This window comes from Paenibacillus cellulositrophicus (genome assembly GCF_009363095.1).
GTDB lineage: Bacteria > Bacillota > Bacilli > Paenibacillales > Paenibacillaceae > Paenibacillus_AQ > Paenibacillus_AQ favisporus.
Genome location: NZ_CP045295.1, coordinates 2,821,148 through 2,842,500 on the forward strand (window position 1 = coordinate 2,821,148; position 21,353 = coordinate 2,842,500).

Consider the following 21,353-nt stretch of genomic DNA (forward strand, 5'->3'; position numbering starts at 1 on the left):
TGTTAGCCCTCCAATTCGTATCGGTAATCCTCGACCACCGTATTCGCCAGAAGCTTCTCACACATGGCTTTGACGCGTTGTTCTGCCTCAGCACGGTCATTCGTGTCCAGCTGAAGCTCCATGTATTTCCCGATGCGGAGGCTCGACACTTCCTCGAATCCCATCGAATGAAGCGCTCCCTGCACCGCAACCCCCTGCGGATCGAGTACGCCCTGCTTAATAGTGACATAGACCGTAGCTTTCATCATGTTCTTCTAGTTCCTCCTCTAGGAATGAGTGAATGAGTGAATGAATCCTTTTCAGGCCTGCATTAGCTAAAAAAATCGTCTGAACCCTAAGTTCGTTACTATGGCGGTTTCTATCTTAAACGCGCTTCGTCAGGCGTTCGTAAATATCCACGTATCTGCGGGTCGTTTCGTCTACCACCGGCTGCGGCAGCGGGTCCGGCTGGCTGTTCTTGTCCCATGGTGTTGAGGCAAGGTAGGATCGCACCGGCTCCTTATCCATGCTGTCGATCTCGATGTCCAGCGTGTAGTTTTCCTTCGCCCAGAACCGCGAGGAGTCTGGCGTAAAAATCTCGTCGATCAGGATGACCTTGCCGTCCAGTACGCCGAATTCGAACTTGCAGTCCGCCAAAATGATGCCGCGCTCATCGCAGTACCGCCGGGCGAAGTCGTACAGCTTCAGGCTTTTCTCCTGGAGCTCCAGCGCCAGCTCTTCGCCGATCAGTTCCTGCATGCGCTCCATGGAGATGTCCTCGTCATGGCCGACATCGTTTTTGGCCGCCGGCGTGAAGATCGGCTCCGGAAACGCCTCGTTCTTGCGGATGCCCTCCGGCAGCTTGATGCCGTTCACTTCACCGCCCGCCTGGTACTGCCTCCAGCCGCCTCCGGTAATATAACCGCGCACGACGCATTCCATGTCGATCCGCTCGGCTTTGCGGACCACCATGATCCGGTCCTTCAAGAGCTCTTTGTTCTTCGCCACGGCGCCCAGGCGCTCGACGTCCGTATGGACAACATGGTTATCCATGAAGTCCTTCGTCATTTCGAACCAGAACGCGCTCAGCTTGTTCAGCACGTTGCCCTTCTCGGGCACCGGCGGCTCCAGCACATAGTCAAAAGCGGATATGCGGTCGGTGACCACGATCAGTACACGCTCTCCCAAATCGTAAAGCTCGCGCACCTTGCCTTTATACAGCAGCGGCGCGTCTACCAGTTCCACCGCAGTCGATACAGCCGGTGATGTCATGCGAATCCTCCCCATTTCTCGGCTCAACACTCGAAAATCCCCTCGTCGCCAGCGGTGCAGCCGCTGCAGTTACGGATCGTTCCGCCGATCGCTGTTGTCTCCAAATTTCTTGATCGGTCGCTCTTAAATAGCGGTTGAAATTCGGAGACAAAGGCGATCGCTGTCGCTTCTCTGGATCGATTCCGTCCCTTTCGCTGCAATCGCTGAAGATGTCTGCCATGATGTTGAGTCCATCATTCTCCAAGCCTCTAATACGGGTTACTCACGATTAACTTCAAACCGAACGCTCTTAAATCAAGCCAAGCTTTTGGAAAATCGTATCCACGTGCTTCAGATGCCACGACGGATTAAACGCATCTTCGATCTCTTCCGGGCTGAGCGCCTCCGTAATTTCCGGCGTCGCTTCCACGATGTCGCGGAACTGGCGCTGCTCTTCCCACGCCTGCATCGCCCGAGGCTGCACGGTATCGTACGCCTGCTCACGGCTGAAGCCTTTGTCGATCAGCTTCGTCATGACGCGGCCGGAAAACGGCACGCCGTAGGTACGCGCCATGTTGCGCTTCATGTTTTCCGGGAACACGGTCAGGTTCTTCACGATGTTGCCGAAGCGGTTCAGCATGTAGTTCAGCAGCATCGTCGCATCCGGCAGGATGATCCGCTCCACGGAGGAGTGCGAAATATCGCGCTCGTGCCAGAGCGCCACGTCTTCATAGGCGGTCACCATGTGGCCGCGGATGACGCGCGAGAGGCCCGAGATGTTCTCGCAGCCGATCGGGTTGCGCTTGTGCGGCATCGCCGAGGAACCCTTCTGGCCTTTGGCGAAGGCTTCTTCAACCTCGCGCACTTCGCTCTTCTGGAGCGCGCGGATTTCCGTTGCGAACTTGTCGAGCGACGTCGCGATCAATGCCAGCGTTGCCATGTATTCGGCATGGCGGTCACGCTGCAGCGTCTGCGTGGAGATCGGAGCCGGGCTCGTGCCGAGCTTCTTGCAGACGAACTCTTCCACGAACGGATCGATGTTGGCATAGGTGCCCACCGCGCCGGAAATTTTCCCGAACTGGACGCCGTTCGCCGCGTGGCGGAAACGCTCCAGGTTGCGCTTCATTTCCTCGTACCAGAGAGCCATCTTCAGGCCGAAGGTCGTCGGCTCGGCATGAACACCGTGCGTGCGTCCCATCATCGGCGTGTCTTTGTAAGCTACAGCCTTGTCTTTCAGGATCTCGATGAAGTTCAAAATATCCTTCTCCAAAATTTCGTTTGCTTGACGGAGAAGATATCCGAGCGCTGTATCCACCACGTCAGTGGAAGTGAGTCCGTAATGCACCCATTTGCGCTCCTGTCCAAGACTTTCCGATACCGCGCGGGTAAAGGCGATGACGTCATGGCGCGTTTCCTGCTCGATTTCGTAAATCCGGTCGATGTCGAATTTGGCGTTCTCGCGAAGCAGCTTCGTGTCTTCCTTCGGAATGACGCCCAGCTCGGCCCAAGCCTCGCATGCGCACAGCTCGACTTCCAGCCATGCCTTGAATTTATTTTCTTCGGTCCAGATGGCCCGCATTTCCGGTCTGCTGTAACGTTCGATCATAAATTATCCTTGCCTCCAGATGTTAGTTTGTTCAACCCAGTCGAGTCCGTCCTGCACGTCTTTGCACAGCAGGTTGATATGTCCCATTTTACGGTCTTTCTTCACGTCGCTCTTGCCATATAAATGAAGCTTCGGCACCACGCCGTATTCGCTGACGGCGACGCTTGGTCTGCCGCTGGCGCGGATCACCTGTTCCAGGTGCTGGCCTAGAACGTTGACCATGACGACCGGGGTCAGCAGCGTCGTATCACCGAGCGGCATGTTGCACACGGCGCGGACATGCTGCTCGAACTGCGAGGTCGCACAGGCCTCCATCGTGTAGTGGCCGGAGTTGTGCGGACGCGGCGCCAGCTCGTTCACGTACAGCTGCCCGTCCTTCGTCACGAACATTTCCACGGCCAGCAGACCGACCGCGCCCAAGTGCTCCACGAGCTGCTCCGCCAGCTTGCGGGCTTCCCGCTGAACCTGCTCCTCGACTCTCGCCGGGACAATCGACAGGTGTAAAATGTTGTTCACATGAATATTTTCTGCCACCGGGAAGCTTTTTACTTCCCCTTTTGGACTGCGGGCGGCAACAACTGAAATTTCGCATTGAAAATCAACGAATTTCTCCAGTACCAGCTCGCGGCCGGTGGCAGCCAATTCCTCGTAAGCCGCCTCGAGCTGATCCTCCGAGCGGAGAACGATCTGGCCTTTGCCGTCGTATCCGCCGGTGGCGGTCTTCAGCACGCCGGGAAGTCCGAGCTCGGCAGCCGCCTCTCTGAGGCTCTCCAGGCTCGTAATTTCGCGGTACGGCGCCACGGGCACGCCCGCAGCTTCGATCGCCCGCTTCTCCCGGAGGCGGTGCTGCGTCGTGTAGAGCAGCGCGCTTCCTTGCGGCACGCTGGATTCCTTCTCCAGCAGCGCCGCGACTTCTGCGTCGACGTTTTCGAATTCGTACGTAATGACATCCGACGCCGCCGCCAGCCGGCGGGCTGCATCAACGTCGTCGTAAGCCGCTTCAATCTGTCCTGCGACCTGCCCGCAGGGCGAATCCTGCGTCGGATCGAGCGTGATGAAGCGGTACCCCATGGCGGTTCCGGCCAGCGCCATCATTCGTCCCAGCTGACCGCCGCCCAGAATGCCGATGGTGGAACCAGGGAGCCATGTCTGCTGCGATGCCTGATTGCCGCTCATAGCGAATCACTGCTTTCCAGCACTTCGTCGCGGATGGCATCTCTTCGAGCTTGCACCCGCGCTTGAACCTCGCTGTCATAGGCCCCGATGATTTGCGCGGCCAGGAGGCCCGCATTCGTAGCGCCCGCCTTGCCGATCGCCACCGTCGCGACCGGAATGCCGCCCGGCATCTGAACGATCGACAGAAGCGAATCCAAGCCGTTCAGCGCTTTAGACTGCACAGGCACGCCGATGACCGGCAGTGTCGTCTTGGACGCTACCATGCCCGGCAAATGCGCGGCACCGCCGGCTCCGGCGATGATGACCTTGAGGCCGCGCTCCGCCGCCTGCTCCGCAAAGGCGAACATCAGGTCCGGCGTCCGGTGCGCGGACACGACCTTTTTCTCATACGGAATTTGCAGTTCGTCCAGGACGAGACATGCATGCTGCATCGTTTCCCAATCCGATTTGCTGCCCATAATGACAGCGACCGCTGCTGACATGTTTCAACCCACTTTCCAAAAGTTTTTTATTCATTCGGGAGAGACCCAAAAAGGCCCGGTGCCCGAGAAATACGTTGACTTTCAGGATACCGGACCGGGTAAGGAATACCGCTGCCGCAAACGCAGCAAGGAGGGAAGCCTTTCCGTCCATCGGAACCGGCGACTCCTCGGCAGTATTCCCTCGTAGTCCGGACATTTACGGTATCCGGGTAGAAACTTCCGGGCCATATCCCCGGCTTTATACGAGATCAATTCATTCGATTATTTGTTCATTCCCTTAACCATCCAGCGATGGTTCTCTGCCTCTCCAAATCCCTTAAGGCTTTACACCTAACAGTTTAACAATCCCCTACACAACATGTCAACTAAAACACGAACAATTAAAACAGTGTAAAATCGAATGTTCGGATTTTGCCGCTGATCATTCCTAAAACAAAACCAGTGCACCCCATATTCGGGGCACACTGGCTTAAAATTCCATCATTTATTTCACGACAAGCACCGGAATGGTCGCATGCTGCACGACGTTGTGGCTGACGCTGCCGAGCACGAACTCCCGGATTCCGCCCAAGCCGCGGCTGCCGATCACGATCAGATCATTGCCTTTTTCCTTGGCATATTCCAGAATGACTTCCGCAGGTCCACCCTGGATCATCTCCGCATTGTAGGCGACACCTTCGCCGTCGAGGCGTTTCTTCACTTCCGCGACCGTCTGCTCCGCGAGTTCATAGAAGTCCTGGTTGACGGATGCCGGAATCGGAGCCATGCCTTCGCCAATGAATACGCGCGGGAAATCAAAGACGTGTACGACGTCGATGACCGCGTCAGGCGCCGCTTTCGCCAGTTCGATTGCACGTTCAAGAGCCTTATTGGAAGCTTTGGAACCATCATAAGCTAAAAGAATTTTGGAAAATAACATGTGGACCCACCTGCGCTTTCTCTGTATGAAGTGTGAATTGAGATGTTATTAAACCGAATTAGCAAGAAATGAAACCATGTTGTAACATCAAGCGATAAATCAACTCATGAAAAATGCGTACAGAACTGCGTTGACGAACAGCAGCAGCGGTATCCCGACCCGAAAGCTCAGATGCCTGGTCTTATGGCGTTTGCGGTACATGGCAATCAGTACGCCCAGCGCTCCGCCGATGGCGGCAAGCAGAAAGAGCGTTCTTTCCGGCACACGGTCACGCCTGTTTCTTGCCCTTCTTTTATCCTCGGACATGATCAGGTAACCTACCGCGTTGATAAAAATAAACCAGATCAAGAGCGCCGTCCTCACTTACGCTACCACCCCCGTTCTACTGCTTGCTTCTATTATAAAACTTTACTAGCCAAGAGACAAACCGCCAGGCATCCGTCTGCCAGTATTCCCAGCAAAAACGCCTACCTGGCGGAGTTTTCCTAAATATTGATGGAGCAAATCAGCGTCTCCGGCGTAACGCTCCTTACTATGACGGCTTCCTCTCGAGTATGAGAGATTCCTCTGTCTGCTAGCTAGATTCTAGCTGTGCCGGCGAGAGGAAAGCTAGGTTTGTGCATAAGCATACTTAGGCTGCTCAGCCTGAGCATGCAGCCCGGGTCTTTCAGGCTATTAACCGTTCTTTTTCTCCATCGCGGCTTTCAGCAGCTCGCCGAGGTTCGAGCCAATCGGCTCCTGCTTTTTGGCATACTGCTGTACCAGCTTGCGCTCCTCGTGCTTGTTGACGTGCTTGCTGTCCTTGTTGACTGTCTCCGTGATGCCGCAGGACAGGCACTGCACATACAGGCCGGCTTTGCCTTCCTTCATCTCCATCTTCTTGTGGCACTGCGGGCAGCGGCGGTTGGACAGGCGCTTCTCGTCCGAACGGCGGTAGCCGCAGTCCTCGCTCGGGCAGATGAGCATCTTGCCGCGCTTGCCCTTCTTCTCCAGCAGCCGGGTACCGCAGTCCGGACAGTGGCTGTTCGAGACGTTGTGCGGCTTGTAGTCCGCCTTGCTGTTCTTTACGCCTGCCACCAGATCCTTGGACATGCCGCGGATTCCCTTCAGGAACGGCTCCGGCTGCCCCTGGCCGCGGGCGATCTTCTCCAGCTCGGCTTCCCACTTGGCCGTCAGCTGCGGCGTCCGCAGCTCCGGCGCAACGAGTCCGATCAGCTGTTTGCCTTTGCCCGTCGGATGCAGCGCGTTCCCCTGGCGCTCGATCGTATCGGAGTTCACCAGCTTCTCGATAATGTCCGCGCGCGTCGCCGGGGTGCCGAGGCCGTGCTTCTCCATCTGGGACAGAAGCGTAGCCTCTGTATACCGCTTCGGCGGCAAAGTCCGGCCGCCTTGCATGATAACACGCTGCACCTTGACGGCTTCGCCTTCGTTCAGCACGGGAAGCTGGGCTCCGCTCTCTTCGCCGTCGGCATCAGCCGACGAATCTTCATCCGATTCGTCGGAGACATCTCCGCCGTATACCTCGCGCCAGCCGCTCTCCTTGATCGTCGTCCCTTTCACATGAAGGGACTCGCCTTCCACGTCGATCGTTACCGCGACCGCGTCGTACCGTGCCGGCGGGTAGAACAGGCTGATGAAGCGCCGGACGATCAGGTCGTACAGCTTGCGTTCTTCAGTGTTCAGCTGATTCAAAAGCACCGTCTCTTCCGTCGGGATGATCGCGTGGTGATCGCTGACTTTCGAATCGTCCACGACGCGTTTGGTGATATTCAAATTTTTCCGCAGCAGCGGACGCGCGAGGGAAGCATATGGTCCAATGGCCACGCTCTCCAGGCGTTCCTTCAGCGTGCCGGTCATATCCGACGTCAGATAGCGGCTGTCGGTCCGGGGATAGGTGACGAGCTTGTGCTGCTCATACAAGCGTTGAAGCACGCCCGACGTCTGCTTCGCGGAGAAGCCGAACCGGCGGTTCGCATCCCGCTGCAGCTCGGTCAGGTCGTAAGCGAGCGGATGAGGCTCGACCTTCTCCGTCTTCTTCACCTTGACGATCCGGCCGGACGATCCGTCCAGCTTGCGCTTCAAGGCTTCGGCCGCACTCTTGTCGAAGATGCGGGCGTCACCATTGTTCCCCCGCCACACCGCGGCAAATCCGCCGAAATCAGCCTTGATCGTGTCGTATTCCTCCGACCGGAAATTTACGATTTCATTTTCCCGGTCCATAATCATGCCCAGCGTCGGTGTCTGCACCCTTCCCGCGGAGAGCTGCGCCCCGAATTTGACCGTAAGCGCCCGCGTCACGTTCAGGCCGATCATCCAGTCGGCTTCAGCCCGGCAGCGCGCGGATTCGTACAGCCGGTCGAACTGGTTCCCCGGCTTCAGCGAAGCAAAACCTTCCTTGATCGCCTTGTCTGTCTGTGAAGATATCCAGAGCCGCTTAAACGGCTTGTTCCATTTTCCCATCTTCATGATCCACCGGGCGAGGAGCTCCCCTTCCCGCGCGGCGTCCGTCGCCACGATCAACTCGCCGACGTCCTGGCGGCGGAGCTGCTGCTGTACAACCTTGAACTGCTGGGCGGATTCACGCAGCACCTTCAGCTTCATCGATTCCGGCAGGATCGGCAAATCCTCCAGGTTCCAGGTTGCGTATTTATTGTCGTAATCCTCGGGCTCCGCAAGTCCGACCAAATGGCCCAGCGCCCAGGTGACGATATATTTCGGACCTTCGATATATCCTTTATGCTTGTCGTGGCTTCCCATGACGCGCGCAATTTCGCGGGCCACGGAAGGCTTTTCGGCTAATACCAATGATTTCATGACGTACCATCCTTTCTTTCCGTCCTATTATAACATTGAATCCGGCAGCGGATGCAAAAGGAAGGTAACCCTGTTTTATCTTATCGCCTGTGCAAAATAAAATCCCCCAGCGGAACTTCGGCAGGAGCCGAGGATGCCACTGAAGGACCTGGGGTGGTGCGGTAAATGCCTAATCCTGTTCCTGCTTCGGAATTTGGTTCAGGCTCGGCGGAAATTTAGCAGCTTTATCCGGATGCAGTGTAGTGTATTCCTGTTTCCGGCTCGCTCTGTTTGGCAGGTTACTGTCTTTAACCGGTTTACGATGCGGCATGCTTATCCCCCCTTATCCTTTAACAATCCCCCGATCGGGACGGAATTATCCATGGGGCCCTTGGGATGCCTTCGTTCGTTCAGTTCGTTTCTTTCAATAGAAGATATGCGTCAAAATAATGCGACCCGTCCTCGGCTTGTCCGCTCACGTACACCCGGCCTCCGGACAGCTCTGACCGTTTCACCACCATGTCATCCCCCAATCGGGCCTCGTGATGGTAGGTGATCCGAAAACCCGTACAAGAATAACCCGTAAGCTCCTCCTTGGTCAGCGTATCCATGCACAGATCGGCATAACGGGAATTGTTCAGATGCAGATTAGCGTCGATCCCGCTGTAGCGTACCACGGAGCGGTACGATTCATGAAGCGGCATATCCTCAGGGATAGTTACTTTATCCGGTGCTTCACCGGCCGAGTCCTCTTCATTAATGTAGACGTCAAAAGGAAACTTGGATGGCCGCAGCATTCTGCGTTTCTGGATATCCACGAGCGCCCAAATGCTGCACGCTTCCCCGAGAATCTCCCCGCCGCTGCCATAAATCACAAAGTCCCGCTGCCACAGGGCTCCTCTCGGGCCTTTGTTCCAGGTCTCAACGTTGATTTGCTCCAGCGCCTTCGGCATCCGGCTGATGCGCAGATCCATTGTAATCAGCATCCAGCCCATGCCCGCTTCGATCATCTGGTCCCTCGTCGCCCCAAGCTGCTCCAGATCGGCGTCGGCCGTTCTCTGCGCCAAAGACAGCAGTAACGACAGCCGTGCTTCGGATTTAAAATCGATATCATTGGAATGAATTAAGTAGGTTTCAGTCCACTTGTTGCCCATACTATGCGCTCTCTCCTCTTTTTACGTTAAAATGATACTCGTACGTTGTTAGCCAGCCTCTCCATTTGGTGAAAAAGCTCTATCTTTCACGGCTGCGCCCTTTCCCTGTATGTATAAGAAGCAGCGGAACGTTCATCCTAAGGCCACAACATCGGCGGAATTTAAGTTAATGTTAAGAAATTCGTGACCATAATGTTAAGGGTTTCGGTTTATAATGCTATACATCAAGCATACTCCTAGTTTCCACAATATTCAAAGAGGTGTGAATGCCGTAATGTCCAGAGAAGCGATCCTGCTCGTCGATGACGAGAAAGAAATTATCGAACTGATTGAAATTTATTTAAAAAATGAAGGATACACCTTATATAAAGCATCCAATGGACTGGAGGCACTCGGAGCGCTGCAGAGCCATCCGATCGACCTCATCATCCTTGATGTGATGATGCCCCAAATGGACGGGATTCAAGCCTGCATGAAAATCCGGGAAAAGAACAACACCCCCATCATCATGCTGTCCGCGAAAAGCCAGGATATCGATAAAATTTCCGGCCTGAGCATCGGTGCCGACGATTACGTCACCAAGCCGTTCAATCCGCTGGAGCTGGTCGCCCGCGTCAAATCGCAGCTGCGACGGTACAAGCTGTTAAATTATCGCGATACCACAGCCGAGGACGAAATCGTAATCGACGATTTGGTCATCAATACCGCCACCCATACGGTGACCGTCGGGGAGCAGGAAGTGAAGCTGACGCCTCGAGAGTTCGACATTTTGAAGCTGCTGGCCGTCAATCAGGGCATCGTGCTCAGCATGGACAAAATTTACGAAGAGGTCTGGAACGAGCCGTTCATGGAATCAAAAAACACGGTGATGGTCCATATCCGGAAGCTCCGCGAAAAGATCGAAAAGGATACTCAGCATCCGGCCTACATCAAGACCGTCTGGGGCATCGGCTACAAAATGAAATCGGCGAAGGAGGTGTAGAGCACCATGACCACCAAGGTATACATCGGCATCCGCTGGAAGTTCCTTGCCGTGTTTCTCGGCTGCACCGGGCTGACGCTGCTGTTCGTGCTGCTCGGCCGCCTGCTCGCCTCTTATATCATTGTGCGCCCGCCTTATAATGTGCCCCTGATCTGGGTGATCAACCATATCGGCTCACGGCCGACGATCGGGGTGTTCGGTGTCGTCTTTTTCCTGTCCCTCTACGTGGCTTCCACCCGGCCCCTCGTTCGTTATGCCAAAGAGCTGGCCGGAATCCTGGAGGACATGGCCGGCGGCCGGCTCCAAGCCTCCGTCAGTGTGAAAGCTGCCGATGAGCTCGGAACGATCGCGGAACACATGAACAGCCTGTCCGGGCAAATTCATACGTACCTGGAGGAAATCAGTTACGGGCTGGCGGAGATCGCCAAGGGACATTTCGATTACGAAATTCCGGTACGGGAAAACCATGAGCTCGGCCGGATTGCCGACAGCATCAACCAGATGAGCGCTCAGCTGAACCGCTCCATTCAGGAGGAGCGTAACGCCGAAAAGACGAAAAACGATCTGATCACCGGCGTATCCCACGACCTGCGGACCCCGCTGACCTCCATTCTCGGATTTTTGGAAATCATCGATAAAGACCGTTATGCCGACGAGGTGGAGCTTCGCTATTACATGAATATCGCTTACGAAAAATCGCTCAGCCTCAAGAAGCTGATCGACGACCTGTTTGAGTACACACGCATCAACAACGGCATGCCGCTGCACCTGCGCAAGCTGGATGTAACCGGATTGATCCGGCAGCTGGCCGAGGAGTTTGTGCCGAGCCTGGAGCAGGCGAACATGATTCTGCAGATTCACGCGCCGGAGCAGCCGGTCATCATTCAAGCCGACGGCGACCACCTCGTCCGGGCTTACGAAAATCTCATTTCCAATGCCATTAAATATGGAAGCAGCGGCAAATACATCGACGTTTATATCGAAAAGGAAGAAGCCTTTGTCCGCATACGCGTCTGCAATTACGGGGAACCCATCCCCAAACGGGATCTACCGTATATCTTCGAACGGTTCTATCGCGTAGAGCAATCGCGTTCCAAGGCGACGGGCGGTACCGGGCTCGGGCTGGCCATCACCAAGAGCATCATTGACGTGCACGGCGGCGACATCTCCGTGGAGAGCTCGACGAACCAGACCGTGTTTGAGACCCGGCTTCCCGATCCGGCCGTGCCGGCATAGCCATTTTCCTTTCCCCATACAAAAAGCAGATAACCTCATCCCATCTGGGGAGTGCGGCTATCTGCTTTTTTGGTGCTATTCTGCTCCCCGCCGCATTTTTTAACAGAAAAACTTAAGCGTTTGTTAAGCATTTGGGTAGGCTCCCGTTAAGAACTCTCCTGTAATCTTAGATTCAAGTTAAGAGGACAGCAGGCATCGTCCGTGAGGAGAGCTGTTTGTCTCCCATGTCTGTCAAGGAAGGAGCACGAAATCCGTATGTACACCATCACTTCAAAATGGTTTGCCCCAAAAAAAACACTGCTCATCACGATTTTCGTGCTGATCTTCGCGCTGGCTGCCTATGTGCGGCTGGACTTTCTGCTTTCGGTCACCCATAAGGTTTCGCATGACACGCTGAATTACGACATCATGGTCCGGCAGCTGCTCGAAAAAGGAATCTACGCTTACAAGGATACCCAGCCGAACGCCCAGGTCACGCCAGGGTATCCGCTGTTTATGGCGGCCATCTACAAGCTGGTCGATTACCAGCATCATGATCCGTTCCCCTACATCCGTTACATTCAGGTCGTGATCAGCCTCGTCACCCTGTGGCTCATTTACTCGGTCGCCCGAAAGCTCTCAGGCCGGACCGTTTCGATGATCGTGCTGCTCATCAGCAGCGTGTATCCGCCTTTTATTTGGAGCAACGGTGCGGTTCTGACCGAGACGCTGGCCTGCTTTTTCCTGATGCTGTATATCCGTCTGCAGCTTGAAGTCTTCGAGCGCAGAACACGAACCCTCGCTCTGCTGAGCGGGGCGGCGATGGGCCTGCTGGTGCTGACGCGTCCGGAGTTTTTAATTCTGATCGCGCCGGTGTACGGGCTGTATTGGCTCTGGAAAAAGGAAATCCGCCTCACGCTCAAGCTGCTGCTGTTCACCTGCATCGGAACAGGGATCGTCCTCGCTCCTTGGGTGGTCCGCAACATGGTGACCCTGCACGAAGTCGTGATCGCCTCCACCCAGGTCAATCCGTTTGCCGCCGGCACCTATCCGGACAAAAATTACAACGACGGCCTGGTTGACCGGCATGGTAAAACCCAGATGGAAGTCGCCAAAGAGCGGCTGAAGATCGGTTTTACGCAGCACACATGGCAGTTCGTCAAATGGTACACCGTCGGCAAGCTCAAGTACATTTATTCGAATATGTACTTCGGCAGCGGCCACAGCCCGTTATACCGTGTGCTTCCGAGCCCGCTGGGCAGCCTGCTGCATGTGGCGCTCGTGTGGTTCTGTCCCGTGGCCCTGGTCGCATCGCTTCGGAAATGGAAGCAGCCATTAACGCTGATGACGCTGATTGTAGCGGTCATGACGGTTACCCGCCTGGCCTTCGTCCCTGAGTTCCGCTATAACTACACCGCCATGCCGCTGATCATCATGCTGGATGCGGCCGCGGGGATCGCCATCCTCCGCTGGGTGTGGCAGAAATGGACCCGCTCTTCAAATTCACGTAAAGGAGCCGTTACTTATGCTGAATCGACCGGAAAGTCATAACAATCCCAAAGTGCTCGTCATCGTGCCCGCTTATAACGAGGCGGAAGGGATCGGGCAGGTCATCCGCCGGCTCCGCGAAGACGCGCCTTACGCAGACGTGCTCGTCATCAACGACGGGTCGAGCGACGCCACCAGCCGGATCGCCCGGGCGTCCGGGGCCAATGTCATCGACCTGACCTGCAACTTGGGCATCGGTGGCGCGGTGCAGACCGGCTACCGCTACGCGGCGGAGCATCACTATGACTACGCCGTACAGATCGACGGCGACGGTCAGCACAATCCGTGCGATCTGCGCCGCCTCCTGTCAGCCCAGTTCGATACCGGCGCCGATATGGTGATTGGCTCCCGCTTTATTACCAAAGAGGGCTTTCAGTCGACTTTCGCCCGCAAAATGGGCATCGGTCTGCTGTCCGCCCTCGTGACCCGGCTCACCGGGCAGAACGTGACCGATCCGACCTCCGGCTACCGCCTGTGCGGACGGCGGGCTATCTCCCTGTTCGCACGCGAATACCCGACCGACTATCCCGAGGTAGAGGCGCTGATGCTGCTCTACAACCGGGAGCTGTCCTTTACGGAAATTCCCGTCGTGATGAATGAGCGTCAGGGAGGCGTCTCCAGCATCTCGGCCATGAAATCCGTGTATTACATGTCCAAGGTCATCCTGTCGGTTCTGCTCATGAAAACCAAGAAAAAGAGAGCGTGGGAAAACCGCTATGAATCTTAATATTTATATCATCAGCTTTTGCATCAGCCTTGCTTTTGCCGGCACGATTTTATACTTGATCCGCAAACGCAGGCTGCGCGAGCAGTACGCCCTGCTCTGGCTTTTGATGAGCGTGTTCATGATGGCGCTGTCCCTGTTTCCGTCCCTTTTGGACGAGGTGGCGCAGCGGATCCACATTTATTACGCCCCGTCGCTGCTCTACCTGCTGAGTGTAGTCGCGGTGCTGTTCATCCTGCTGCATTTGACGATGGCGGTCTCCACGCTCACGCACCGGGTCATCGTGCTTACCCAAACGCTGGGCTTGCAGGAACAACGCATTCAAAAGCTTGAAGCCCAGGCGGAGGGAGGCTCAGAGGGCTCTATGGGGCTTGCCTCCGGTCCTGCCTTTGGATCGCGCCCGGAACAGACATCCGACCCGCATGTTGAACAGTCATCCGCACCTCATTCTGAGCAGACATCTAGACCCCATTCTCAACAGCCCCCAGAAGTGCATAGCCTGCAGCAAACCGGGATGCCGTCTGGGGAATTCTCCGGACCCCATTCCGTGGAACCCTGTCAGCGAATTTCTGCGGCGGCTTCTTCCGAAGAGCAAATTATTGTGCCGTCATCTTCGAGCACGGAGGTGAACCGCTAGTATGGCTTACTTGATGCTGCTTCTCAATATGCTGCTCCTGGTCGCCGGTCAAATCACCTGGAAAATCGGCCTGCAGCAGCAAGGTGGCATCCACCTTGGGAACCTATTGCAGGTATTATTTTCGCCGCTGATTCTGATTGGTATCGCCCTTTATGCAATAGCCACGGGATTGTGGTTCGTCGTGCTGTCCCGGCTGCCGCTCAGCCTTGCCTACCCGCTGCAAAGCCTGGCTTACGCCGCCGGCATTTTCGCCGCGTGGTATTTCTTCGGGGAAAGCGTTCCGCTGAACCGCTGGATCGGGGCCGCGGTCATCGTACTGGGAGCGGTCATCATTGCCGCCAAATAAAGGCCCCTGTTTGATTATCAAATTTCAGAAAAGGAGTTCCATATCATTCCCATGAAAATACAAAAAACCGCCCTTCTGACTTCCGTTCTGCTTGCCGCCTACGGTGTGGTTCCGGCATCTGCCGCATCCGATCTGGAGCAAGAGCCTACGATCCCGCAGAAAGTGTCTACGGCTCAAGCACCCGCAGCTCCTTCCGGAACGACGGTCATCTATTTAAACAGCAGCCGAATCCTAAATAGCGGCACCGAGTCCGTATTAAACCGTTCCACTGTCGTCAAAAAAGGAGTCACCTTTGTCAGCCTCCGCTCGCTTGCCGTCTCTTTGGGCTGTAAAGTGACTTACCAAGCCTCTACGAAAGAGACCACCTTATCCCGAGAAGGTACCGAAGCCCGGTACCGTGTACATACCAAGGCATATCAAGTCAACGGGGAGACGAAAACGATGAAAGGCGAAGCGTACGAGGACCGCGGCGTGTTGATGGTTCCCCTTACTTCGCTGACGACTGCTTTTCATCTCCCTTATGTGCTCCAGGGAAACCAAATTACGCTGCACCCTGGCGGTTCCGGATCTTCGGGGACGGACAAGCCAGGAGGTCCGCAAACCAACGAACCGCCGCAGGCCTATTTTACGACGGACAAAGACCAATACCGGATCGGCGAGCCGGTGAACCTGAGCGATCAAAGCACCGACGACGAAGACGCGATCACCAATCGCGAATGGACGAACAACGAACCGGCCTTTTTCGAGCCGGGCACGGTGGAAATCAAGCTTAAGGTCACCGACAAGCACGGCCTGACATCAGAATACAGCAAAAAAATTGAAATCACCTCCGAGGTAATGTACAGCAAAGAAGAGTATGCCATGCGCTTCACTCCGGCAGGCGGCACATTCCAGGTCAGCGGCAAATCGATCCTGTCCTACAAAGCGCTGCCCTACACCTACACGACCGAGCCGTATTTGCTGTTCCGGGCCAGCGGTCCGGAGACGGTCAACTCGGAAGGGATACTGTACCAGGACATCCTGTCGGGACCGGCCCGGTTCCTGGTCCATCACAAAAACAACCTGGCCACAAAGGCACGCTTCTACCTGATCGCCACCAATCCGAACGATACTGCGGCATCGATCCAGGTCGAGAGTGCGGGCGTGGCGGGGCCGACCCCGTATCCTGAGCTGTCCGGCAGACTGGCCGGCGTCCGGTATTTGGAGTCCACCTTGACCGGCAGCGAGCAGCGAAGCGTGCAGATCGCCCCCGGCGAGAGTGTGGCCCTCTTTCCCAAGCTGAACGCTACCGCGGCTGCGCCAGGCGATGTCATCACGATGAACGCCGATGTCACCAGCGATGCACCCGTCGAATATACCATGCTGATGGTCCAGGCCGATCATGACCCGATTGCGGTCATGCCGTCTCTGCCTGATTTAAATCCGATCGAGTCCATCGTCCGCGGCACCTTTGCGGATTCGACGCGCGTGTTCGAATACGACGGCACGGTCGGAACGGAAGCGGAGCGCCTGCCGCTCACCGACAACACCACCGATCCTTTTCAGCGGGGGATGGACGGGATGCAGGACAGCGTTGCCATCAACTCCGGCAATTACGGTGTCCTGTATAAAATCATCCTGAACCATGTTGCGCCGGACACGCTCATCGCCTTCAACCCGCGTGGCGGTAGGTACTTCGGCTCGGCGAGGGTGAACGACCGGGTTGTCGAGATCAAGCACGGCGACGGCTCCCAGGACAGCGCCACCGTGCTGTACCGGACGCAGGCCCGGGAGGAGAAGGTGGAACTCTGGCTGTCCCCGGCTGCCGGCAGCAACCTGCCATTTTCCCTGCTGTTTCTCCCTATTTCGAAAAAATAAAAAAGACCCGCAAAGCGTTTCAGCGCTTTGCGGGTCTTTTTTGCGGATCAAACCGCAGCTCAGATGCACATTACACATTTTTCTGGACACTTCCCGTATTCGGCGGTCCGCCTGAAGCTGCACTCACCCCAGCTTTTGTATCCGTCCGAATCCACCAAAAAGCGAGCACTCCCGCAACTAACGCTGCATATGCCGCCAAGCGGAACCCGCCTGCGAGCCCCCATGCCGAACTGATCCAGCCTGCGATAAACGGGCCCATGAACATGCCAATCGCATAGACTGCCTGATAAAAACCCATTGCCGTTGCCCTTTTGGATGGCTCGATATGGGCCACCGATTTGCCCAAAAGAAGCGGAAAAACCAGTCCTTGTGCCAGTCCATTAAATATTTGCGTTACGCACAGCCAGCCAAAACTCGGTGCCGCCGGGATACAAAACGTAAAAACGGCCGTTCCCACATACCCCACGGTTAGCACGGCCCTTGCCCCGAAACGGTTAACGAGGGTCCGTCCGGCAAACAGCGTAGCCGCCGCATGCGGCAGCATGAAAGACAGCGTCAGCCAGGCAAGGTCATTTTTGCTTGCACCCAGGTCCAGCGCCTGGTTCGGCGTATACCCAAACATCGTGATGAACAGAACGCAGTGCGCCAGGATCGACAGAAAAGAAACCCGAAACAGCGTCCGGTCACGCATAACCGGTGCCAAATCCTGAAGCGACATGGGGGTGCGCCCGGGATCCGGCTCTTTTTCCCGCAAAAATAAAGCAAGTACAAGGGCTATCACCGCGACGATGCCTCCAAGCCAAAACGGCAGCTGCCAGCTCCAACGCTCCACCAAATACCCGCTGACGAGCATGCTCGTCAATTGGGCGGCCACGGTGGTGAACTGCATCATGCTCATGGCCCGGGTTACCTCATGTTTCGGGAAAAATCCTGAGAACGCGACGGTGAACACCACCCAGGTCGACGCGGCGATCCCTGCCATGGCTCTTGCAGCCAGCGCCCAACCTAACTGTCCGAACGCAGCAAACATCAGCCCACTTACCGCACTGGCGGCCAACCCCAGCCAAATAAATGGACGGCGCTTTTCCATAAAATCCGATAAAATACCGAGCGGCAGCCTGAACAAAATTTGCATCAAACCGTAGGAACCGAGAACGATACCCAGATAGGTATAGGATGCCCCCAAATGCTCGATATAAGGCGACAAAATCGGAACATAAATATAAGACGAGAACCAGTACAGGAAAACAACAGAGATGAACAGCATGACCTGTCTCTTGGAGAAGGAGTCGTCCTTTGTTTGAGGTCGCTGTATCTCGTCCAAAGTTTTCGATGCACCACGGGCAACGGATTCATACGAATCCAGAGGTTCGGTTGAACCCATTTCTTCATGTCGCTTGGATTCCTGCTTTTGAATGCTCAACCCGTCACCGTCCTTTCGTTCTTAGGAGTTTTTCCAAGCATGGAAGTTTTTCGAGTATTAAAAGTCTGGAAGACAAAGAAAGTCATCAAATGGATAGAAAGCAATATAAGTCTGATCCTTTTATATGTTCACTGATCCGATAATGCGTAACATTACGTAACAAAATAATATGAACCAAATCGGACAAGGACATGCCATAGTTGCTTAATGTGCTGTAACGTTTCATCGTATGATCCCCAGTCCTGCCACTCCTCGGGATGATTGTGCAGCGATGCCGCAGCCAAGCCTAATACTGCCGCGTCAATCCGCCCCCTATCGTTCCCGAACCTTTGGTCGATCCTGAGTGCAAGCGGCTGCATCGCAGGCCCCCGAAAATCGCCCGGTACCGATCCAACCTCTAACTGAAAACCCGCATGCCAACCAAGCCGCAAATCATATTTATAGCAGGTCTCTTCCAACAGGTTCCCCGTTGGCGTGCCTTTGAACGAGGGATCAGCAATCAGGGCCTCCGCGTCATTCGCCAAATCCACCACAGCATGAACCTGTGCTTCAATGTAGTCATCGAGTGACCTTCCTAAGGCTTCGGGTATAAACTCGCTGGATCTGGAGTTTAGCGATTGAAGCAGCTCCACCAACAGCCGTACGTTGACGTGATCCGAACCGAGCACCTCCTGTGTGCTGACAGCCGCCTCAAACAAAGGAGCCAACAATGGAGAAAAAACGTCGATCGTTCCCTTTCTCTCCGGACCCGTAAAGCTATCCCCAAACGTAAAGGTGCAGCGCTCTGAAACATGCGGTCGAAGGACCAGGTGGCACGAGCCAAACCGCGGTGACGCACCGTCCGCATAATTCATCAGGTTAAGCCCACCATACTTCGGCCGTTCTTCGTTGGTTACTCCGGGCACTTGGTATGATTTTCCAAATAGATGCTCTTCCCAGCGGTCACGATCACCACCAGCAAATGCCGTTCGGCTCCCGTTGGAGATCGAGGTCTCAAACTGTCCTCGGTACACCCCATCCTGAAGCAGTCCCTCAACCACCGAACGGCCGGTCGCAAGCAGACGATCGGGATGAAAATTGAGCGTAACCCGAGCAAAACGGCGAATATGATCAATAAGCAAGTCAACATCAATAGCGCTAAGTCCTTCTGCAGCTAAAATCCGGTCAATTACGCTGCGGGAGAGGCACTGCACATCCAAAGCATCCGTACGTACATACTGTACAGCTCGAGCTTGTGCTTCGGTCAAACTTACTCCTCCTTTATCGATCCCGGGGCAATCAAACGAAGAGCCCTTGGCATGAACTTACAAACTTATGTACATGTGAATAACATTTAGGCAAAAGCCGACTCAACATCACCACATGAATCATTTATGCCATAAAGCACACTTCAGTTGTGAGTACTGGGGATGAAACTGTGAATTATGGGAATATAATTTATGATTATAATCCAAATTGGGCGGGGATGGTTCTCTTTTTTGTGCATAACCTTTGGAAAATCGACCAGGGAATATGTTTTGTGGATGAACGGACAAAACGGATGTGTTGTCCACATTGGGGATAAGAAATAAAAAACCACTGTCGATGTTATCAACAGTGGTCCTTCGCTTGGCAACGTCCTACTCTCCCAGGACCCTTCGGTCCAAGTACCATCGGCGCTGGAGGGCTTAACGGTCGTGTTCGGGATGGGTACGCGTGGAACCCCTCCGCTATCGCCACCAAACGTTCAAGTGTTTGATCACTTGAAAACTAGATACGAAACGAATCTGCATTTTATCTTCCGTAGCTTCACCCGGTTTGTATCCCGGGGTCCCCGAAAAGTAATCGGTGTTGCTCCAACGCTTCACGTCACTTTTTGGGGTAATTTAGGATAAGCCCTCGACCGATTAGTATTGGTCAGCTCCATGCATTGCTGCACTTCCACCTCCAACCTATCTACCTCGTCGTCTACAAGGGGTCTTACATACTGGGAAATCTCATCTTGAGGGGGGCTTCACGCTTAGATGCTTTCAGCGCTTATCCCGTCCGTACGTAGCTACCCAGCCATGCTCCTGGCGGAACAACTGGTGCACCAGCGGTACGTCCATCCCGGTCCTCTCGTACTAAGGACAGCTCCTCTCAAATTTCCTACGCCCACGACAGATAGGGACCGAACTGTCTCACGACGTTCTGAACCCAGCTCGCGTACCGCTTTAATGGGCGAACAGCCCAACCCTTGGGACCTACTTCAGCCCCAGGATGCGATGAGCCGACATCGAGGTGCCAAACCTCCCCGTCGATGTGGACTCTTGGGGGAGATAAGCCTGTTATCCCCAGGGTAGCTTTTATCCGTTGAGCGATGGCCCTTCCATGCGGTACCACCGGATCACTAAGCCCGACTTTCGTCCCTGCTCGACTTGTAGGTCTCGCAGTCAAGCTCCCTTCTGCCTTTGCACTCTTCGAATGATTTCCAACCATTCTGAGGGAACCTTGGGGCGCCTCCGTTACTCTTTAGGAGGCGACCGCCCCAGTCAAACTGCCCACCTGACACTGTCCCCATACCGGATTACGGTACCAGGTTAGAACCTAGATACGATCAGGGTGGTATCCCAACGGCGCCTCCACCCAAGCTGGCGCTCAGGTTTCAAAGGCTCCCACCTATCCTGTACAGATCGTACCCAAATCCAATATCAAGCTGCAGTAAAGCTCCATGGGGTCTTTCCGTCTTGTCGCGGGTAACCTGCATCTTCACAGGTATTAAAATTTCACCGGATCTCTCGTTGAGACAGCGCCCAAGTCGTTACGCCATTCGTGCGGGTCAGAATTTACCTGACAAGGAATTTCGCTACCTTAGGACCGTTATAGTTACGGCCGCCGTTTACTGGGGCTTCGGTTCACAGCTTCGGGATTGCTCCCTAACCGCTCCCCTTAACCTTCCAGCACCGGGCAGGCGTCAGCCCGTATACTTCGCCTTGCGGCTTCGCACAGACCTGTGTTTTTGCTAAACAGTCGCTTGGGCCTTTTCACTGCGGCCCCCTCGTGCTATTCACACTACCGGGGCACCCCTTCTCCCGAAGTTACGGGGTCATTTTGCCGAGTTCCTTAACGAGAGTTCTTCCGCGCGCCTTAGAATTCTCTTCTCGCCTACCTGTGTCGGTTTGCGGTACGGGCACCTTCACCTGGTTAGAGGCTTTTCTTGGCAGTGTGAGATCATGACCTTCGGTACTGTAATTTTCCCTCCCCGTCACAGCCCAGCCTTAAAGTGTGCGGATTTGCCTACAC

At 55.1% G+C, this 21,353-nt stretch carries 19 protein-coding genes, 2 rRNA genes and 1 riboswitch (1 of these 22 cut by a window edge); of the genes, 7 read left to right on the top strand and 14 right to left on the bottom strand.

The genetic code is table 11. From position 1 onward, the window contains the following. Window positions 1-2: 2 nt before the first annotated feature. The 10 genes from purS to GCU45_RS12770 all read right to left on the bottom strand — a co-directional run bounded on the left by purS (window position 3) and on the right by GCU45_RS12770 (window position 9,360). The gene (gene purS, locus GCU45_RS12730; protein WP_076176812.1) at window positions 3-248 is read right to left on the bottom strand and encodes a phosphoribosylformylglycinamidine synthase subunit PurS; all 246 of its coding nucleotides are present in this window, start codon (window positions 246-248) and stop codon (window positions 3-5) included. A gap of 115 nt (window positions 249-363) precedes the next feature. Further along, window positions 364-1,251, bottom strand: a complete 888-nt coding sequence (locus GCU45_RS12735) for a phosphoribosylaminoimidazolesuccinocarboxamide synthase (protein WP_152399222.1) — start codon at window positions 1,249-1,251, stop codon at window positions 364-366. 289 nt (window positions 1,252-1,540) lie between these two features. Then, a complete protein-coding gene (purB, locus tag GCU45_RS12740; RefSeq protein WP_152399223.1) occupies window positions 1,541-2,836 on the bottom strand; it encodes an adenylosuccinate lyase in 1,296 nt (431 codons plus the stop codon). Window positions 2,837-2,839: 3 nt separating this feature from the next. Continuing rightward, window positions 2,840-4,012 carry a 5-(carboxyamino)imidazole ribonucleotide synthase gene (gene purK, locus GCU45_RS12745; RefSeq protein WP_152399224.1) on the bottom strand — a complete coding sequence of 391 codons (1,173 nt, stop codon included), beginning with the start codon at window positions 4,010-4,012 and terminating at the stop codon, window positions 2,840-2,842. Further along, window positions 4,009-4,494 (bottom strand): 5-(carboxyamino)imidazole ribonucleotide mutase, encoded by a 486-nt coding sequence (gene purE, locus GCU45_RS12750; RefSeq protein ID WP_076176816.1) that lies wholly within the window; start codon window positions 4,492-4,494, stop codon window positions 4,009-4,011. Before purE ends, purK begins: the two co-directional genes overlap by 4 nt. Window positions 4,495-4,658: 164 nt before the next feature. After that, window positions 4,659-4,760: riboswitch (purine riboswitch) on the bottom strand. A gap of 218 nt (window positions 4,761-4,978) precedes the next feature. Further along, on the bottom strand, window positions 4,979-5,413 hold the full coding sequence (locus tag GCU45_RS12755; RefSeq protein WP_076176817.1) for a universal stress protein: 435 nt from the start codon (window positions 5,411-5,413) through the stop codon (window positions 4,979-4,981). A gap of 99 nt (window positions 5,414-5,512) precedes the next feature. Then, window positions 5,513-5,776: a DUF1294 domain-containing protein gene (locus GCU45_RS12760; RefSeq protein ID WP_076176818.1), complete on the bottom strand. Its 264-nt coding sequence runs from the start codon at window positions 5,774-5,776 to the stop codon at window positions 5,513-5,515. Window positions 5,777-6,088: 312 nt separating this feature from the next. Next, window positions 6,089-8,227 (bottom strand): DNA topoisomerase III, encoded by a 2,139-nt coding sequence (locus GCU45_RS12765; protein ID WP_152399225.1) that lies wholly within the window; start codon window positions 8,225-8,227, stop codon window positions 6,089-6,091. A 169-nt stretch (window positions 8,228-8,396) separates the two neighbouring features. Continuing rightward, window positions 8,397-8,537 carry a hypothetical protein gene (locus tag GCU45_RS33770; protein ID WP_163880674.1) on the bottom strand — a complete coding sequence of 47 codons (141 nt, stop codon included), beginning with the start codon at window positions 8,535-8,537 and terminating at the stop codon, window positions 8,397-8,399. Between the two features lie 79 nt (window positions 8,538-8,616). Then, on the bottom strand, window positions 8,617-9,360 hold the full coding sequence (locus GCU45_RS12770; protein ID WP_152399226.1) for an acyl-[acyl-carrier-protein] thioesterase: 744 nt from the start codon (window positions 9,358-9,360) through the stop codon (window positions 8,617-8,619). A 274-nt stretch (window positions 9,361-9,634) separates the two neighbouring features. Between GCU45_RS12770 and GCU45_RS12775 the strand changes: the two genes are divergently transcribed. From GCU45_RS12775 to GCU45_RS12805, 7 genes are all read left to right on the top strand, one after another. Further along, a complete protein-coding gene (locus tag GCU45_RS12775) occupies window positions 9,635-10,342 on the top strand; it encodes a response regulator transcription factor (RefSeq protein WP_076176821.1) in 708 nt (235 codons plus the stop codon). Window positions 10,343-10,348: 6 nt separating this feature from the next. Then, complete coding sequence (locus GCU45_RS12780; protein WP_152399227.1) at window positions 10,349-11,578, top strand: sensor histidine kinase; 1,230 nt, start codon at window positions 10,349-10,351, stop codon at window positions 11,576-11,578. 255 nt (window positions 11,579-11,833) lie between these two features. Then, window positions 11,834-13,108 (top strand): ArnT family glycosyltransferase, encoded by a 1,275-nt coding sequence (locus tag GCU45_RS12785; protein ID WP_152399228.1) that lies wholly within the window; start codon window positions 11,834-11,836, stop codon window positions 13,106-13,108. Next, window positions 13,083-13,832 carry a glycosyltransferase family 2 protein gene (locus GCU45_RS12790; protein WP_152399229.1) on the top strand — a complete coding sequence of 250 codons (750 nt, stop codon included), beginning with the start codon at window positions 13,083-13,085 and terminating at the stop codon, window positions 13,830-13,832. The genes GCU45_RS12785 and GCU45_RS12790 overlap by 26 nt, the downstream gene beginning before the upstream one ends. Next, entirely contained in the window at window positions 13,822-14,466 is a 645-nt protein-coding gene (locus GCU45_RS34190; protein ID WP_244364543.1) for a DUF2304 domain-containing protein, read from the top strand. Before GCU45_RS12790 ends, GCU45_RS34190 begins: the two co-directional genes overlap by 11 nt. A gap of 1 nt (window position 14,467) precedes the next feature. After that, on the top strand, window positions 14,468-14,812 hold the full coding sequence (locus GCU45_RS12800) for an EamA family transporter (RefSeq protein ID WP_152399230.1): 345 nt from the start codon (window positions 14,468-14,470) through the stop codon (window positions 14,810-14,812). A gap of 51 nt (window positions 14,813-14,863) precedes the next feature. Then, window positions 14,864-16,669, top strand: coding sequence for a copper amine oxidase N-terminal domain-containing protein (locus tag GCU45_RS12805; protein ID WP_152399231.1), 1,806 nt, complete (start codon window positions 14,864-14,866; stop codon window positions 16,667-16,669). 70 nt (window positions 16,670-16,739) lie between these two features. Here the strand turns inward: GCU45_RS12805 and GCU45_RS12810 are convergent, their stop codons facing one another. From GCU45_RS12810 to GCU45_RS12825, 4 genes are all read right to left on the bottom strand, one after another. Continuing rightward, window positions 16,740-17,936: an MFS transporter gene (locus GCU45_RS12810; RefSeq protein WP_152399232.1), complete on the bottom strand. Its 1,197-nt coding sequence runs from the start codon at window positions 17,934-17,936 to the stop codon at window positions 16,740-16,742. 308 nt (window positions 17,937-18,244) lie between these two features. Beyond that, on the bottom strand, window positions 18,245-19,339 hold the full coding sequence (locus GCU45_RS12815; RefSeq protein ID WP_152399233.1) for a DUF3626 domain-containing protein: 1,095 nt from the start codon (window positions 19,337-19,339) through the stop codon (window positions 18,245-18,247). A 359-nt stretch (window positions 19,340-19,698) separates the two neighbouring features. Then, a 5S ribosomal RNA gene (gene rrf, locus GCU45_RS12820) occupies window positions 19,699-19,815 on the bottom strand. Window positions 19,816-19,958: 143 nt separating this feature from the next. Further along, window positions 19,959-21,353 (bottom strand): 23S ribosomal RNA (locus GCU45_RS12825) (it continues 1,535 nt past the right edge of the window).

Bases quoted from the DNA above. Each gene is read 5' to 3' on its own strand.
- purS (WP_076176812.1), bottom strand. From the start codon at position 248: ATGATGAAAGCTACGGTCTATGTCACTATTAAGCAGGGCGTACTCGAT.
- GCU45_RS12735 (WP_152399222.1), bottom strand. From the start codon at position 1,251: ATGACATCACCGGCTGTATCGACTGCGGTGGAACTGGTAGACGCGCCG.
- purB (WP_152399223.1), bottom strand. From the start codon at position 2,836: ATGATCGAACGTTACAGCAGACCGGAAATGCGGGCCATCTGGACCGAA.
- purK (WP_152399224.1), bottom strand. From the start codon at position 4,012: ATGAGCGGCAATCAGGCATCGCAGCAGACATGGCTCCCTGGTTCCACC.
- purE (WP_076176816.1), bottom strand. From the start codon at position 4,494: ATGTCAGCAGCGGTCGCTGTCATTATGGGCAGCAAATCGGATTGGGAA.
- GCU45_RS12755 (WP_076176817.1), bottom strand. From the start codon at position 5,413: ATGTTATTTTCCAAAATTCTTTTAGCTTATGATGGTTCCAAAGCTTCC.
- GCU45_RS12765 (WP_152399225.1), bottom strand. From the start codon at position 8,227: ATGAAATCATTGGTATTAGCCGAAAAGCCTTCCGTGGCCCGCGAAATT.
- GCU45_RS33770 (WP_163880674.1), bottom strand. From the start codon at position 8,537: ATGCCGCATCGTAAACCGGTTAAAGACAGTAACCTGCCAAACAGAGCG.
- GCU45_RS12770 (WP_152399226.1), bottom strand. From the start codon at position 9,360: ATGGGCAACAAGTGGACTGAAACCTACTTAATTCATTCCAATGATATC.
- GCU45_RS12775 (WP_076176821.1), top strand. From the start codon at position 9,635: ATGTCCAGAGAAGCGATCCTGCTCGTCGATGACGAGAAAGAAATTATC.
- GCU45_RS12780 (WP_152399227.1), top strand. From the start codon at position 10,349: ATGACCACCAAGGTATACATCGGCATCCGCTGGAAGTTCCTTGCCGTG.
- GCU45_RS12785 (WP_152399228.1), top strand. From the start codon at position 11,834: ATGTACACCATCACTTCAAAATGGTTTGCCCCAAAAAAAACACTGCTC.
- GCU45_RS12790 (WP_152399229.1), top strand. From the start codon at position 13,083: ATGCTGAATCGACCGGAAAGTCATAACAATCCCAAAGTGCTCGTCATC.
- GCU45_RS34190 (WP_244364543.1), top strand. From the start codon at position 13,822: ATGAATCTTAATATTTATATCATCAGCTTTTGCATCAGCCTTGCTTTT.
- GCU45_RS12800 (WP_152399230.1), top strand. From the start codon at position 14,468: ATGGCTTACTTGATGCTGCTTCTCAATATGCTGCTCCTGGTCGCCGGT.
- GCU45_RS12805 (WP_152399231.1), top strand. From the start codon at position 14,864: ATGAAAATACAAAAAACCGCCCTTCTGACTTCCGTTCTGCTTGCCGCC.
- GCU45_RS12810 (WP_152399232.1), bottom strand. From the start codon at position 17,936: ATGCTGTTCATCTCTGTTGTTTTCCTGTACTGGTTCTCGTCTTATATT.